Annotated in this window: 10 protein-coding genes; 1 reads left to right on the top strand and 9 read right to left on the bottom strand. The window is 70.0% G+C overall.

Annotated elements, in window-relative coordinates:
* Window positions 1–46: 46 nt before the first annotated feature.
* Window positions 47–1,237 carry an NAD(P)H-dependent flavin oxidoreductase gene (locus tag ABIC50_RS24195; protein WP_354167283.1) on the bottom strand — a complete coding sequence of 397 codons (1,191 nt, stop codon included), beginning with the start codon at window positions 1,235–1,237 and terminating at the stop codon, window positions 47–49.
* A 127-nt stretch (window positions 1,238–1,364) separates the two neighbouring features.
* On the bottom strand, window positions 1,365–2,801 hold the full coding sequence (locus tag ABIC50_RS24190; protein WP_138847660.1) for an aldehyde dehydrogenase family protein: 1,437 nt from the start codon (window positions 2,799–2,801) through the stop codon (window positions 1,365–1,367).
* A 267-nt stretch (window positions 2,802–3,068) separates the two neighbouring features.
* Between ABIC50_RS24190 and ABIC50_RS24185 the strand changes: the two genes are divergently transcribed.
* Window positions 3,069–3,434 carry a hypothetical protein gene (locus ABIC50_RS24185; protein ID WP_011656964.1) on the top strand — a complete coding sequence of 122 codons (366 nt, stop codon included), beginning with the start codon at window positions 3,069–3,071 and terminating at the stop codon, window positions 3,432–3,434.
* A 149-nt stretch (window positions 3,435–3,583) separates the two neighbouring features.
* Here the strand turns inward: ABIC50_RS24185 and ABIC50_RS24180 are convergent, their stop codons facing one another.
* Genes ABIC50_RS24180 through ABIC50_RS24150 form a run of 7 tightly spaced genes read right to left on the bottom strand, consistent with a single transcriptional unit; the run spans window position 3,584 to window position 15,912 of the window.
* A complete protein-coding gene (locus tag ABIC50_RS24180) occupies window positions 3,584–4,822 on the bottom strand; it encodes an MFS transporter (protein ID WP_354167280.1) in 1,239 nt (412 codons plus the stop codon).
* Between the two features lie 54 nt (window positions 4,823–4,876).
* Window positions 4,877–9,583 carry a non-ribosomal peptide synthetase gene (locus tag ABIC50_RS24175; protein WP_354167277.1) on the bottom strand — a complete coding sequence of 1,569 codons (4,707 nt, stop codon included), beginning with the start codon at window positions 9,581–9,583 and terminating at the stop codon, window positions 4,877–4,879.
* 44 nt (window positions 9,584–9,627) lie between these two features.
* Window positions 9,628–9,954 (bottom strand): DUF2218 domain-containing protein, encoded by a 327-nt coding sequence (locus ABIC50_RS24170; protein ID WP_354167274.1) that lies wholly within the window; start codon window positions 9,952–9,954, stop codon window positions 9,628–9,630.
* Window positions 9,951–10,826 carry an isochorismatase gene (locus tag ABIC50_RS24165; RefSeq protein ID WP_354167271.1) on the bottom strand — a complete coding sequence of 292 codons (876 nt, stop codon included), beginning with the start codon at window positions 10,824–10,826 and terminating at the stop codon, window positions 9,951–9,953. The genes ABIC50_RS24170 and ABIC50_RS24165 overlap by 4 nt, the downstream gene beginning before the upstream one ends.
* 48 nt (window positions 10,827–10,874) lie before the next feature.
* Window positions 10,875–12,491, bottom strand: a complete 1,617-nt coding sequence (locus tag ABIC50_RS24160) for a (2,3-dihydroxybenzoyl)adenylate synthase (protein WP_354167269.1) — start codon at window positions 12,489–12,491, stop codon at window positions 10,875–10,877.
* The gene (locus tag ABIC50_RS24155) at window positions 12,488–13,678 is read right to left on the bottom strand and encodes an isochorismate synthase (protein WP_354167266.1); all 1,191 of its coding nucleotides are present in this window, start codon (window positions 13,676–13,678) and stop codon (window positions 12,488–12,490) included. Before ABIC50_RS24155 ends, ABIC50_RS24160 begins: the two co-directional genes overlap by 4 nt.
* A 44-nt stretch (window positions 13,679–13,722) precedes the next feature.
* On the bottom strand, window positions 13,723–15,912 hold the full coding sequence (locus ABIC50_RS24150; protein ID WP_354167263.1) for a TonB-dependent receptor domain-containing protein: 2,190 nt from the start codon (window positions 15,910–15,912) through the stop codon (window positions 13,723–13,725).
* Window positions 15,913–15,982 lie beyond the last annotated feature (70 nt).

Here is a 15,982-nt window from a genome sequence, read left to right as displayed (position 1 = left end):
TGCATTCCATTCTCTCTGTAGGGTCTTTCGGGCATCTTGATATTCGTCAAGCCAGCGTAAACATCGGACGGTTTGTCGCAGGCTCGGCTGCGCGGCCCGTCAGCAGCAGATCGAGCAGATCGCGCACGCTACGGATCGCGTTGCCGAACGGCAGCGCTTCGCGGCCGCGGAAGAACAGGCCGTTCGCGACGTCGCCGCGCAGCGCGGCCGCGAGCCGCGTGTCGATGCAGAAATGGCCGAACTTCTCGATGCCGTCGCGTAGCCCGCAGACGCTCAGGCATTCGAGCGCGGTCGGGCAGCGCTGGCGGAACGCGCCGAGCTTGTTGCGAATCCGCGTTTCGTTGCGCAGGTAACGATCGAGCCAGGGGGTCTTCACCGCGCGCGCCGGCAGCCCCGTCACGCTGACGAATTCGACGATGTCATCGGGCAGCGCCTCGGCCAGCACGCGCTTGAAGTTCGGATGCGCGTCGCCCTCCTCCGTCACCGCGAACGGGGTGCCCACCTGCACGCCGTTCGCGCCGGCCGCGAGCGCCGCGCGCACCGTGTCGTGACTGTTGATCCCGCCCGCGACGATCAGCGGGATCGTGTCGCGCGCGAGGCCGAGAGACGCCATCACCTGCGCGGTCTCGTCGAGCACGCGCGCGAAATCGAAGCGCGCATCGTGCATGTCGTCGATCTGCGTGACGCCGAGGTGGCCGCCCGCATGCGCGGGATGCTCGATCACGATCGCATCGGGCAGCCGCCCCTTCTTCATCCACTTCTTCAGCACCAGCGCGATGCCCCGGCTGTCCGACAGGATCGGGATCAGCGCGATGTCGTACCCCTGCGTGAGGTCGGGCAGATCGAGCGGCAGGCCGGCGCCCATCACGATTGCGTCCGCGCCCTCGTCGCACGCGACGCGCACGTAGTCCGCATGCGCGCTCACCGCCTTCATCACGTTGACCGCGATCATCCCGCGCCCTTCGCTGTAGGTTTTCGCGAGGCGAATCTCGCGCGCGAGCGCGTCGAGGTTCGCGGCTTCGAGCGTCGCGCGATCGGGATTCGCGCGGCAGCGCGCGAGCAGGTCCGCATGGTGGTGACGCAGGTCGATGCTGGCGATCGTGCCGAGCGCGCCTTCGCGCGCGACGCTGCCGGCGAGCCGGTGCGCGGAAATGCCGACGCCCATGCCGCCCTGCACCACGGGCAGCAACGTGCGGCCGCGAATCTCGAGCGGCGGGAAGGAAGTGCGTGCGGTCATCTGAACCTCGTCGAAACATCGAAAATCGGAAACGCGATGATCGACGATCCACCGGTGCGCACCTTGACGGCCGTCAATAAAAAACGGCACGCGAGCGTGCCGTTTCGGGTCATGCGGGGTAAAACGCTCAGGCCGGATTCGCCGGCTTGAGCTGCATCGACTTGTACTCGAGATACTCTTCGAGCCCGTACACGCCGTTCTCGCGGCCGTGTCCCGACTGCTTGTAGCCGCCGAACGGCGCGGCGCCGTTCCACATGCCGCCGTTGATGTCGACCTGGCCCGTGCGGATGCGGCGCGCGACGCGCATCGCGCGTTCGTCGCTGCCCGCCCACACCGCGCCGCCGAGCCCGTACGGCGAATCGTTCGCGATGCGCACCGCTTCGTCTTCGTCGCGATACGTGATGATCGACAGCACCGGCCCGAAGATCTCTTCCTGCGCGATCGTCGATTTGGGATCGACGCGGCCGAACACCGTCGGCTTCACGAAGAAGCCCTTCGCGAGCCCTTCCGGCAGGCCCGTGCCGCCCGTCACGAGTTCCGCGCCGTCGTCGATCCCGCGCTGGATATACGCCTGCACGCGCTGCTGCTGCGCGGCCGACGCGAGCGCGCCGAGGCGCGTCGTTTCGTCACGCGGGTCGCCCGCGACATATGCTTCGGCCGCCTTCTTCGCGATCTCGCGCGCCTCGTCGTAGCGCGCCTCCGGCACGAGCATCCGCGTGTGCGCCGAACAGGTCTGTCCCGCGTTCAGGTAGCACGCGTTGACCGTGCCCTTCACCGCCGTCGCGAAATCGGCATCGTCGAGGATCACCGACGCCGACTTGCCGCCGAGTTCGAGCGCGACGCGCTTCACGCCCGCGGCCGCGAGTTCGGCCACGCGCTTGCCGGCACGCGTCGAACCGGTGAACGACACCATGTCGACGTCCGGATCGGTCGCCAGCACCTCGCCGACGACCGGGCCATAACCGCATACGAGGTTGAACACGCCCGGCGGCAGGCCCGCTTCGTGAATCGCTTCGGCGAGCATGAACGCGTTGAGCGGCGCGACTTCGGACGGCTTCAGGACGACGGTGCAGCCGGCCGCGAGTGCCGGTGCGACCTTCAGCGTGACCTGGTTGAGCGGATAGTTCCACGGCGTGATCGCCGCGACGACGCCGACCGGCTCGCGCACGACCAGCGAGTTGCCGACCGTCGCCTCGAATTCGAACGATTCGGCGAGCTTCGCGTACGCCTTCCAGTTGTAGATCGGGCCGCCGACCTGGATCGCGCGCGACAGCTTGATCGGCATCCCGACTTCGCCGGTGATCGACTGCGCGAGTTCCTCGCTGCGCGCCTGCAGGCGCTCGACGATCTTGCGCAGATAGCCCGCGCGCGTCGCGGCCGGCGTCGCGGCCCATGCGTCGAATGCCGCGCGCGCCGCGCGGATCGCGTCCTGCGCGTCCGACGCGACGCCTTCGGGAATCCGGCCGATCACGGCCTCGGTACCCGAGTCGATCACGTCGATCGTGCCCGTTCCGGCCGGTTTGCGCCATGCGCCGTCGATGTAGAACTGGTCGTAGATTTTCATCGTTTTCCGCCTCCAGGGAAGCCGACATTCTAGCGAGCGTTTCCGTCCGCTGGTGTGACGATTGACAGCCATTCGAAAGGACCCGGCGCTATCGCGCCCTTGCTGTGCCGCCGGCGACGCAGGCCGGCGCGCCCGCCACGCAACCGCCGCCGCGTCAGGATCCGCCCGGGTGCGCGGGCGGGCTCGCATCGTGCTATGTTTTTATTATCGGCATCGGCCCGTTGCGGCCGGCGCCGCCCGGAATCGACGCATTTCGTGAGCGCTGCCATGTCCGACGCATCCCACACTCTCGGCTCGCAAGACCGCCTGGAACTGCTTTGCTGGCTCACCTGCGGCAATCTCGGCGCGTTTTACCTCAACGAATCGTGGCCGGACGCCACGTTCCAGGTCCAGGCCGCGCACCGCTGGCTCGACCGCCATCACCGTCAGGCCGACTGGCTCGCGGTCGCCCGGCTCGCGGCGCTCGCGCAGGACATCGCGAAGCGGCATGCGGGGTTCGTCGACGCGTCGTGGGCGCGCGACGCAGTGGAGGAAATCGTCGATACCGACGATCTCGACTATCGGGCGAAACTCGTGCAATGGGTGTACGAAGACTGCTGCAAGGCGCTCGCGGACAAGCGGCTGGCCGATTGATCCGCATCTGGAGCCGCATGCGTGCAGGCGGCTCACGCACTATGCGCCGGGGTTTTATCGTCGATGCGGGCGCAGCAGCCGGAACGGCTGGCGGGGTATGGTGCGCGCGCACCGCCGTCTGAGCCGGCGCGCCCGATGCGCGAAAACCGTCACGCCGCCGGCGAGCGCGCCCCAACGCCGCATGTCGCGACGCATACGGCCGCGAGCACCACGCCGATCGACACGAACGGCGCCGCCGGATGCAGTTCGTACAGCATCGTGCCGGCCAGCGGTGCGACGACCATGCTGAGCCCTTGCGCCATCGACATCGTACCGGCACACGCGGCCTGCTCGTGCGCTTCAACGCGGGTGCTCGCGAGCGCCGCGACCGCGGGAAATGCTGCGCCCATCCCGCACGCCGCCACGAAGTAGCTCGCGCACAGCAGCATCGGGTGCCCGGCCGGTGCGGCCAGCGTCGACACGAACCCCATGCCACCCGCCAGCGCGCCCCAGCGCAGCCATTGGAGCGGCGCGACCGCACGCAGGCGGCCGACCACCGACTGCGCCGCGATCAGCCCGATGCCGGCGCTGCCAAGCACGTAGCCGGCCACCATCGACGCGTCGCCCGTTCGCACGTGCAGCCGGTCGATCACGTAAAAGCCGAGCACGCTGTTCGCGATCATCACCGCGCTGTACAGCGCGAACGCGCTGCACCACGGCAGGCGCACGCGCGGATCAGTCGGCTTCAGCCGCGGCGACGCCCGCCGCACTGCATGCGCGCCGTCGTCGCGCAGCCGTCGCAGCCCCGCCAGTCCGGCGAGCGGCAGGAGCGCAAAAATGGCGAGCGCGAGCGTCATGTCGAACCCGGCCAACCAGCCCGCAAGCGGCGGCGCGAGCACCATCCCGATCGCACCCGCTGCACCGAATCGCGCGATCACGGCCGCGCGCCCCGTGGCCGGCGTCCGGTCCGCGATCCGCGCCATGGCCGCGACGGGCAGCCCCGCATAACAGCCGCCCATCGCCGCGCGCGTGACGAGCAGCGCGGCAAAGCCCACCCATACCGGCGGCACGGCGCTGCCGCCGTCGCGCAACGCCCAGCCAACGTAGCCGGTCAGCAGCAGCGAACTCGCAACGAAGCCGCCGATCGCCGCGCGCATCGCCGGCAGCCGCCCGCGGGTGTCCGCCACGCGCCCCCACCGCGGCGCGGCGATCATCCACACGAGCCCGACGATGCCGATGATCGCGCCGACGTGCAGCGGCTCGAGATGCATGCGCCGAGCCATCGGTCCGGCGATCGTGACGAATACATAGGTGCCGGCCACCATCGCGAAATTGGCGAGCAGCAGCGGCAGGAAAGACTTGCCGGCATCGGCCGGCGTAGGCAGCGAGTCAGCGGAAGTCGTCGACATAAGGTGTTCCGATGAAAGAAGGTAAACGTCGGGCAACGGAAGGCGGATGGGCGCTCACACGCCGAGCGTCGCGCCGCCGTCGACGCACAGCGTGTGCAGTGTCACGTGGCGCGCGGCATCGGACAGCAGGAACAGCACGGTGCCGGCGACGTCGTCGGGGGCCGCAATGCGGCCGAGCGGGATGCCCGTGCGATAGGTTTCGAGCGAACCCGCGATGACGCCCGCCGGGCCTTCCGGGCCGCGCCACAGTTGGCGCTGCATTGGCGTGTCGGTCGATCCCGGCGCGACGATGTTGCAGCGAATGCCGTGGCCGGCCAGTTCCAGGCCGAGGCAGCGCGTGAACTGATGCGCGGCGGCCTTCGACGCGGCGTAGGCGGCCATCTGCGTGCGCGGCACGAGCGCTGCATTCGACCCGACCGTCACGATGCTGCCCGCGCGCCGCTCGATCATGTGCTGTGCGACCGCGCGCGACAGGTGGAACACGCCATGCGCGTTCACTGCGAAGCAATGCGCCCAGTCGTCGTCGGTCAGCGACGTCGCGGCCGCGAGCCGCAGCACGCCGGCGACGTTCGCGAGCATGCCGATCGGGCCGACCGCCACCTCCACGTGCTCGATCGCCGCGCGCACGGCGCGCGCGTCGGCCACGTCGACCGCGAACGGATGGACGCGGCCTGGCGCCGGCGGGCGATCCTCGTGCGCACGCGAGAGCGCGTCTGCGTCGATGTCGAACGCGGCGACGTCGACGCCGCACGCGGTGAGCGCGTGAACCACCGCGGCGCCGATCCCGCGCGCCGCGCCCGTCACGACGGCCACGCCCGCCGGAAATGTCATCTCGGTTTCCCTGCTCATCGATTCGCGTTCCTCATAACGGTTTCCATGTCGGCCCATGCGGCGAGCCGTTCGGTCAGTGCGGCGCCAATCGCCGCCATCGGCTCGGGATCGGACATCCCGTCGTGCGAGCAGTCGAGCGCCACGCAAGTCATCAACGCCACCGGCCGGAGCGCGGCCCAGCTGTCGGGCGTCGGCGTGCCGGGCCGCTTGCGGGTCGCGTTGAACAGCAGCAGTTCGCCGCCGTAATGCGGGGTCGGCGCCGCGCGGAACAGGCGCATCTGCCGCAGCGTCGCGCCGACCAGCGCGTCGAGCCCCCCGCCGCCGAGCGCGGCGAACGGGCTGTTCGCGCGCAGCAGGCGCTGCCGCAGCAGCACGTCGGACAACGCCGCCGTGTCGAAATCGCCGTTCACCGTCAGCAGGATCCGCAGCGCGTCGCCAGTCTCCGGTTGGGGGCGGTGCTGTCCACGCGGACGACGGATAACTGTCCATCAGCGCGAGCACGCCGACCGGCGCGCCGGCGCGTTCGAGGGCCGCGGCGACCGCGTACGCGAGCGCGCCGCCCAGCGACCAGCCGAGCAGGTGGTACGGACCGTCCGGCTGCAGCGCCCGTACGCGCCGCACATAGGTGTCGACGAGCGCGTCGAAATCGGCCGCGCCGTTCGTGTCGCCGACCGACAGTTGCAGCCCGTCGATCGTCGTGTCGGGCAGGTACGCGGCGAGGCGCAGGTAGCTCCACGCGAGGCCGTCGGCCGGATGGATGCAGATCAGCCGCTGCGCGGGCGCGCCAGCCGTCTGGATCGCGAGATGCGGTGCGAACGCATCGCGCTCCGCGCGCGGCCGGTATGGCAGCGGCGTGCGCAGCGCGGCCGTCAGTGCCGCGACCGTCGCATGGCGGAACAGCATCGACACCGGCACATCGCGACCGAGCGCGGTCGCCAGCCGGGCGCTCATCTGGATCGCCTGTAACGACTTGCCGCCGATGTCGAAGAAATTCGAATCCGGCGTCAGCGCGACGCCGCCGAGCACGCTGCGCCACGCGTGCATCACCTGCCGTTCGAGCGTGTCGGCGCGCGGATCGTCGTCCACGCCGATGCGGCCCGCTATCGCCAGTTGCCGCAATGCGTTGCGATCGGTCTTGCCGTTGACGTTGCGCGGCAGCCGTTCGAGCACGTGCCATGTGTCGGGAATCGCCGCGGCCGGCAGCGCGTCGGCGAGCCGCGCCCGCAGCGCGGCCGTGTCGTCGACCCCGGCGACGAATGCCGCGAGTGTCGTCACGTCGGCGTCGCCGCGCAGTGCGACGACCGCCGCCTCGCGCACATCCGGCGTGCGCAGCAGCCAGTCCTCGATCTCGCGCGGATCGATGCGCACGCCGCTGATCTTCACCTCGTGGTCGATCCGGCCGTCGAACACCAGCCGGCCGTCGCGCACGGTGGCGAGATCGCCGGTCCGGTACGCGCGCACGCCGCTCCCCGGCAGCCTGACGAAGCGCCCGGACGTCAGCGCCGCATTGCCCGGATAGCCGAGCGCAAGCGCGTCGCCGCACAGCACCAGTTCGCCCGTGCGGCCCTCGGCCACCGGATACAGCCGCTCGTCGACGACATACGCGTCGACGCCCGCGCGCGGCGTGCCGATCGGCACCGGCTCGCCGTCGCGCCAGATCGCGCCGGGGCCACTCACGCAGGCGGCCGTCGCGATGATCGTCGTTTCGGTCGGCCCATAGGTGTTCAGCAGCGCCAGATGCGGCAGGTGCGCATGCCAGCGCCGGATCCGCTCCGGCAACGCGGCCTCCCCGCCGATGATCGTCAGGCGCACGCCGGCGAGGTGCTGCGCATGGCGTGCGTCCAGTGCGTGGGCGAGCACGTGCCAGTAAGCGGTCGGCAGATCGAGCACCGTGATGCGGCGGCGTTCGACCTCGGCCGTAAACGCGTCGACCGAGTCGAGCATCGCGTCGTCGCGCAAGACGAGCGTCGCGCCGTTGCAGAGCGTCGCGAATATCTCCTCGAAGCTCGCATCGAAATGCAGCGGCGCGAACTGCAGCGTGCGGTCGCCCGGACCGATCCGATACACGTCGCGCGTGCTCGCGACGAAATGCGCGAGCGCGCCGCGCCCGACCAGCACGCCGTTCGGCCGGCCGGTCGATCCCGACGTGTATAGCAGGTACGCGGGCCGTGCCGCATCGGGCGCCACGCACACCACGTCGTGCGGCAACGGCACGCGCGCCGCGTCCAGATCGAGCACCGACCGCTCGCCCGCGCATTCGCGATACGCATCGCGCGTGATCACCAGTGCGGGCGCCGCATCCGCCAGCATCGCCGCGACGCGCTGCGGCGGTCCGTCCGGATCGATCGGCACGATCGTCGCGCCGACCTTCAGCACGGCCAGCATCGCTGCGATCACGTCGGGCGCACGCGGCGCGGCGATCGCGACGCGTGCATTGCACCCCACGCCCCGTCGTTCGAGTTCCGTCGCGAGTGCGGCGGCATCGGCGAGCAACGAGCGGTAGTCGATGCGCCCGTCACCGGCCTCGATCGCCGGGTGCGACGGTGCATCGCGCGCGATGCGCTCGACCAGCGCGAGCACGTCGTCGCACGGCCCGTCGATCGGCGCGCCGCGCACGATCGACGGCGCGGGCATCCCCTCGAGCAACGCGCCGACAGGCGCATCCGGCGCCTGTTCGGCAAATGCGTCGAGCCACTCGGCAAGGTTGCGCGCATGCGCGGCGAGCACGGCCTCGTCGTACGCGTTCGGGTTCGCTTCCAGCGTCAGGTGCCACGCGCCGCCACGCACGGTGAGCGTCACGTTCAGATCCTTCACCGGGCCACCGCTCACCGCGCGCGTATCGCTCGCGAGCCCGTGGAACACGACCCGGCGTTCGAACGGCATCACGTTGACGGCCTGATTGAACAGGAACGCGTTGCGCTCCAGCAGCCCGAGATCGCCGCGAATCCAGCCGTACCGGTAATACAGATGCGGCCGGATCGCGCGCAGGCGCTCCGCGCATTCGCGCGCGAGCGCACGCGGCGAGCGTTCGGCGTCGACGTGCATGCGCAGCGGCACGATGTTCATCGCCATGCACGGCACGCCGAGCGCCGGCGTGCCGAGCCGGTTCATCACCGGCAGCCCGAGCGTCAGGTCGCGCTGGCCGCCCTGCTTCGCAAGCCAGATGCCGACCGCGCACAGCAGCCACGCATTCCAGTCGACGTCGACTCGCTCGGCAGCCGCGCGCAGCGCGTGCACGCGGTCGGCGTCGAACACGCGCGTCGCGCGCCGCGCATCGGCGGCGATGTCCTGCTTCGGCGCGAGTACGAGCGGCGCGGGCACGTCGCGCAGATGCGCACGCCAGAACGCGCGATCGGCATCGAAGCCGCCGTCGGCGCGATAACGCGCCTCGGCCTCCACGACGCGATCCAGCCGCCAGTCGGGCAGCGCCGGCAGCGGCCCGCCGCCGACGCGCGCGTTGTAGCGGGCGCCCACGGCCTGCTGCAGCAGCCCGTAGCCGAAGCCGTCGAGCGCGATGTGATGCACCTGCAGATACCACCAGTGCCGGGTCGGCGACAGCCGCAGCAGCGCGGTACGGTACAGCGGATCGGCTGTCACGTCGCAGCAGACCGACAGCGACGCCTTCATCCACGCGTGCGCCGCCTGCACGGGATCGGCTTGCGCCGACAGGTCGACGAGCGGCAACCGCGTGCGCGGCGTCCGGCGCGCCTGCCACAGCGCATCGTCCTGCCACACGAACCGCATGTGCAGCGCGTCGGCGTGATCGAGCACGGCCTCGACGCTGTCGGTCAGCGCGGCGACGTCGAGCGCGCCGTCGAGCTCGACGGTCTCGGCCGTCAGATAGCCCGGATCGTCGGAGTCGACCTGTTGCGCGACCCAGATTCCGTATTGCGCGGAAGTCGCGCGGATCGGCAAGGATTCGTTTTTCATCGGCAGGCTTGCTCCGAAGTTCATTGAGCCGGCGGCGGGCCGCGTCACGCGCCCCGCTCCCATGCGACCACCAGCGCCCGGTTGCGCGACATCAGCACCAGGTGCTCGTCCATCACGTGCTGGATCTGCTCGAGCCGCTCCGAAGAATCGGCTTCGCAGCGCAGCTGCAGCACGTCGTCGGTGCGCAGCATCCGGCAGACGCCGTACGGGAAATCGATGGTCGCGCGATGTTCGTCGAACACGACCGGTACCTTGATCGCGTAGTTCTTGCACAGCTTGAACAGCACGCGGTCGGCCTGCGGCACCGACACCTGCGCCGTGCTGACGAACGACGCCGGACGCGCATCGGGCATCGCCGGATGCGCCGTCATGCGCTCACCTGCGCCGCGCGCTGCAGCACCTGCGTCCATGCGCCTAGCGTCGGCTGCTCGGCGAGCTGGACGAACGTGACGTCGTAGCCTTGCGCGCGCCACTGCTCGACGAGCGTCATCATCCGGATCGAATCGAGCCCGCAATCGACCAGATTGTCGTGCTCGCGCAGGTCGGCGGCCGGTATCCGCAGGCTGCGGGCGACCTGCGCCGCGATCGCGACGAGCATGGGTGCCGAATCATCCGCCGGCGCGACGCCTGCGAGCGCGTCCGTGGTCACCGCCATCCCGCAGCGGCCCGCCACGTAGTCGAGCGCCATTCGGTGCTCGCGCTCGGAGAAATCCGCGAGCGCGTCGGCGACGAAGAACGGCTGCACGTCGCGCATGAACGCATCGCAGGCGGTCATCAGACAGCCGATGTGCGCATAGATCCCGCAAATCGCAAGCTGGTCGCGCGCCCGCTCGCGCAGGCACGTCTCGAGCGGCGAGCGCCGGAACGCGCTGTAGCGCCACTTGTCGAGCACCGTGTCGCCGGACGCCGGTGCGAGCGCGTCGCAGATCGCCGCGCGCGACGGCTGCGCGGTGAGGCCCGGTCCCCACATGTCGGTCAGGAGCGCCCGGTCGGCCGCCGCCTGCGTCGCCGGCTGCGCGGTGTAGTAGACCGGCATCCCGGCCGCACGCGCGAAATCGATCAGGCGGCGTACATGCGCGACGAGCGTCGGCACGGGCGCGGCCGCACGGTCATAGAAGTCGAGGAAGTAGTCCTGCATGTCGTGCACGAGCAGCGCCGCGCGGTGCGGGTCGAACCGCCAGTTCACGCGGTTCGCCGGCAGCTCGGCCGGCATCGGATAGGAAGCGATTTTCGGAATGGCCATGATGGACAGGATTGGAATGGAGGAATCGACCGGACGTCGCCGTGCCCGTCAAGCGGCGGCGGCGAGCCGATCCGCGATGTGCTGTCGAAGCGCGCGCTTGTCGATCTTGCCGACCGGCGTTTTCGGGAATGCGTCGACGAATTCGATCCGGTCGGGCACCTTGTACGCCGCCACGCCCTGTTCACGCACGAAGCGCACGAGATCCGCCGCGGCCGGCGCCGGCACGCCGCGAATCACGTACGCACAACTGCGTTCGCCGAGATACGGGTCGGGCATCGCGACCAGCGCCGCGTCGACGACACCCGGATGCGCGAGCAGCAGGTGTTCGATCTCCTCGGCCGGGATCTTCTCGCCGCCGCGGTTGATCTGGTCTTTCGCGCGCCCCTCGACGACGATCTGGCCGCCCGCCGTCAGGCGGACGCGATCGCCGGTGCGATAGAAGCCGTCCGTCGTGAACGCGCGCGCGTTGTGCGCGGCTGCGTCGTAGTAGCCGCGGATCGTGTACGGGCCGCGCGTCAGCAGATGGCCGACCTCACCGGGTTCGACCGGACGGTCGTCATCGTCGACGATGCGGACCTCGTCGTCCGGCGAGATCGGGCGCCCCTGCGTGGCGATCACCACGTCGCGCGGATCGTCGAGCCGCGTGTAGTTGACGAGCCCTTCGGCCATCCCGAACACCTGCTGCAATTGCGCGCCGAAGCCGTCGGCCGCGCGGGCCGCGAGCGCCGGATCGAAGCGCGCGCCGCCGACCTGCACGAGTTCGAGGCTCGCGAGCGCGCCGCGCCGCTGCCCGGCCGCTGCCAACCACACGGGCACGAGCGGCGGCACCAGTGCCGCCACCGTCACGCGCTCGCGCTCGATCAGCGGGAACGCGGCATCAGGGCTCGCGCCGTCGCTCAGCACGACGGTGCCGCCGGCATCGAAGACGCCGAGCGAACCCGGCGAACTCAGCGCATAGTTATGCGCGGCCGGCAGCGCCGCGAGATAGACGCTGCGCTCGGTCAGCCCGCAAATGCGCGCGCTCTCGCGCACGCTGTACAGGTAGTCGTCGTGCGTGCGCGGGATCAGCTTTGGCGTACCCGTGCTGCCGCCCGACAGTTGCAGGAACGCGATCTCGTGCGCGCCGGGCCCCGGCGGCAGCGCGACGTCGGGCGTCGGCTCCGGCAGTGCGACGCGCGTATTGCCGGGCGCGGTGAACAGCATGTGACGCAGCGTCGGCGCATCGGCGCGAATTTCGCTCGCGAGCGCCCGGTAGTCGAACCCGTCGTGCCGTTCCGCCGCGACATAGGCGACCGCGCCCGCGTGCCGGCAAAAGTAGCCGATCTCGCGCCGGCGATGCGCGGGCAGCGCAAACACCGGCAGCGCGCCGATCCGGAACAGCGCGAACGTCACCGCGAAGAAAGCGACGCAGTTCGGCAACTGCACGACGACGCGCTCGCCCGGCACGATCCCGCACGCGGTCAACGCACGGGCCGTGCGCTCGGCTTCCGCCGCGAACGTCCGGTACGACCAGCGCAGGTCGCCCTGTACGAGCGCGACGCGTTCGGCGTGCCGCGCGACGCGTTCGTCGAACCATTGCGCGAACGACTGGCCGAGCCAGTACCCCTTCTGCCGATACGCCGCGGCGAACGCGTCCGGCCACGGCGTGCATTTCGCGGACGTCATGCGAACTCCCGCGCGGCGCCCGTTGCGGCATCGTGATCGATACCGAGCGCATCCAGCATCGTCCGGAACTTGGCGGCGGTTTCCGCGCGTTCGCCGTCGGGCGTCGATTCGCCGACCACGCCCGCGCCCGCATAGAGCCGCAGCGTGCGGTCGAACGCCTCGGCGCAGCGGATCGTGACGACCCACTCGCCGTCGCCCCCTGCGTCGACCCAGCCGAGCATCCCCGCGTAGAAGCCGCGATCGAACGGCTCGGCATCGCGAATGCAGTCGCGCGCCGCCGCGCGCGGCGCGCCGCAGACGGCGGGCGTCGGATGCAGCGCGAGTGCGAGCGTCAACGCATCCGCATCGGTTTCGCCGCACACCTCGGTCGACAGATGCCACATCGTTTCCGTTTGGACGAGCGACGGGCGCGCCGGCACGTCGAGCCGCCGACACAGCGGCGCGAGGTTGTCGCGCACGGCTTCGACGACGACCCGGTGCTCGTCGAGATCCTTCGCGGACGCCAGCAGCGCCTGCGCGCGGCGCCGGTCCTCGACCGGATCACGGCTGCGCGGCGCGGAGCCCGCCAGCGGATTCGCGCGCACGACGCTGCCGAAGCGGTTCACGAGCAGCTCCGGGCTCGCGCCCAGCAACGTGCGACCCGCGCCGAGATCCACGGAGAACGTATAGCCGTGCGGATTACACGACGCCAGGCGCGCAACGAGCGCCGCAACGTCGACCGGTGCGTCGCCGGTCGCCTCCAGCGTGCGCGCCAGCACCACCTTGTCGAGCTCGCCCGCGCGAATCCTGGCGACCGCCTGCGCGACCGCGTCCGCATAGGCATCCGCGGACGGCACTTCGCGCGTCGCGTAGCGCGTACCGGCGCGCACGGCTGCCCGCTGCGCGCCGAGTGGCCGCGCGCGCAGCATCGTGCGCGCGACCCGCAGCACGGCCGGCGCGTCGACGTCGACGTCGAACGGCACCGCACCGACTACCGCCGCGCCCGCGTGGCCGTCGGTCCGCGCGCGGTGCAACGCGTGGTTCACACGCGCCGCGAGCGGTGCGTTCGCATGCGGGATCGCCTCCGCGACATCGCAGACCAGCAGCGTATGCGCCGGCGTTGCGAGAAACAGCGGGGTATCCGCGCGATACACATCCCACACGCTATGGGGTACTAATAATTCATCAGGTCGGGAAATCGCATTCATGATATTGCCTCCAGATTGAATGAGCCGGCGCGCCGGCCATGCCGTCACATTTCCGCGGTCATGCTCACTGCGATGCGGCGCCCCTGGTCGACGAGCCAGTTGCCGCTCAGCCCGGTCGTGCGCGTGCGATCGTCGATCGGCACCATCTTGTTGGTCAGGTTCAGCACCGCGAAATTGACCGAGAAACGCTTGTCGATCCGGTAGCGCCCGCCGAGATCGAAGGTCGTCGTCGACGGCCGCTCGCGCACGCCCTGCGCGCCGTTGCGGAACGCGGCCCAGTATTCGCTGCCGCTGTAGTTCGCCGTCGCGTAGAGATCGAGCTTGGCTGTCGGCGTCCAGTCGACCTGCACGTTGAATTTGTGCTTCGGCGTCTTGTCGAGCGGATAGCCGTCGAGCGAACTGCCGTTGAACGCCTTCTCGCCGCTGCCCTCGCGGCGCGATTCGGTCAGCGTGTATCCACCCGACATCTTCAGCGTGCGCGACACGCGCGTGCCCGCGCCGATCTCGAGCCCGTACAGCTTGACCCGGTCGATGTTGTCGTACACGTAGATGTTGCGGCCCGGCGAGCGCGGATCGGCGTTGCCCGTGTCGTAGCTCGCCACCTTGTTCTTGAACAGGTTGTTGAACAGCGTCAGGCCCGCGTACGTGTCGCCAAGGTCGTAGCGCACGCCGAGTTCCTCGGTCAGGCTCGTCTCCGGCTTGAGATCCGGATTGCCGCACAGCGTGCCGGGGACCGCGCCCGCCGCGCCGCCCGACGTCATGCAGTAGCCGGCCGTGCTCTGGCGCAGCGAGGGCGGACGGAAACCGGTCGATACGCCGCCGCGCACCGTCCATGCGTTGCCGAGCTGGTACACGCCGTAGACGCGCGGGCTCACGTGGCTGCCGTAGCGATCGTCGTGATCGAGTCGCACGCCGGTCGTCAGCGTGAGGCGGGCGTTGAAGAAGTAGTCGTTCTCGCCGAACAGCGCCCACGCGTTGCGTGCGACGCGATCCGCATTGGCCCCATGCCCTTTCGGCACCGCGTCCTGCACGCTCACGCCCGACAGCCTCGACCAGATGTGCTGGCCGCCCACGGTCATGATGTTGCGCTCGCCCCACCACGGCACCGCGGTCTTGGCTTCCAGGATCGTGTCGGTCAGCGCGGGCTTGACCGGCGAACGCCCGGCCGGCGTCCACTGGTCCTGCACGCCGCGCTCGCCGTACAGCGACACCGTCGTGTCGCCGAAGCCCCAGCGGCCGTCGTGCGTGATGCCCCAGTAATCGCGGACATGACGCGTCTCCGTGAGCGCGGTGGCCGCCGTGCGCGGCGTGAGCGGCGCGGCGCTCTTGCCCGGCGTGCTGAGATAGGTGAGCTGCTCGCGCCCGACGTTCACGCTCACGTCCTGGTTGCTCACGGGTTTCGCGGACAACTTCACGTCGAAGCTGCCGATCCGTTGCCCGTTCGCTCCGCCCGTTCCGCTGTTCGGGTAGTAGATGTCGTCTTCGCCGCGATGCAGGAGACGCCCCGATGCCTGCAGCCCGAGCACGTCGGATTTCAGCGGGCCGCCGAGCCAGAAATCGACGCTCTGCGTGTCGCCCTGGTTCGATTCGAGCTGCCACACACTGCCGGCCGTGATCGTGCCGCCCCAGCGCTTCGGCACCTTGCGCGTGATCACGTTGATCACGCCGCCCATCGCGTCGGCGCCGTACAGCGACGACATCGGCCCGCGCACGACCTCGATCCGCTCGATCGCGGACAGCGGCGGCATCAGGTTCGACTGCACGCCCGCCGTGCCGCGGTTCATCGTTTCGCGCGTGTTCTGGCGACGGCCGTCGACGAGAATCAGCGTGTACTCGCCCGGCATCCCGCGAATCGAGATGTCCTGGTCGTTCGGCGATGCACCGACGACGCTCACGCCCTCGACGTTACCGACGATCTCGGCGACCGACGTATACGGCTTCGCCTCGATCTCTTCCCGGGTGATCACCGAAATGCTCGCGGGCGCCTCGCGGATCGCCTGCTCGCGGCGGCTCGCCGTGACGACGATCTCCTTCATCGCGGCCGGATCGGCGGCGGCCTCCGGCGACGCGGATTTGGCCGGCTTGGCCGGTGTGGCCGGTGTGGCGACGGCGGACGCGGCGGCGGGTTCCGCCGTTGCGTCAGGCGTCTGCGCCCACGCGCACGGCGCACTCATCAGATACAGACCGGCGACGACGACCGGCTTCAATACAAAGCTTGCGGCTTGACTCGACATGGTGGCGCTTTCGACGTTTCGTAATGTGATTGATTCTCATTTGCATTATGAAACATGTAATCCACCGAAA

The sequence above is a fragment of the Burkholderia sp. 567 genome (genome assembly GCF_040545115.1).
In the GTDB taxonomy this organism is placed as follows: Bacteria; Pseudomonadota; Gammaproteobacteria; order Burkholderiales; family Burkholderiaceae; genus Burkholderia; species Burkholderia ambifaria.
This window is presented reverse-complemented; position numbering and strand designations above follow the sequence as displayed.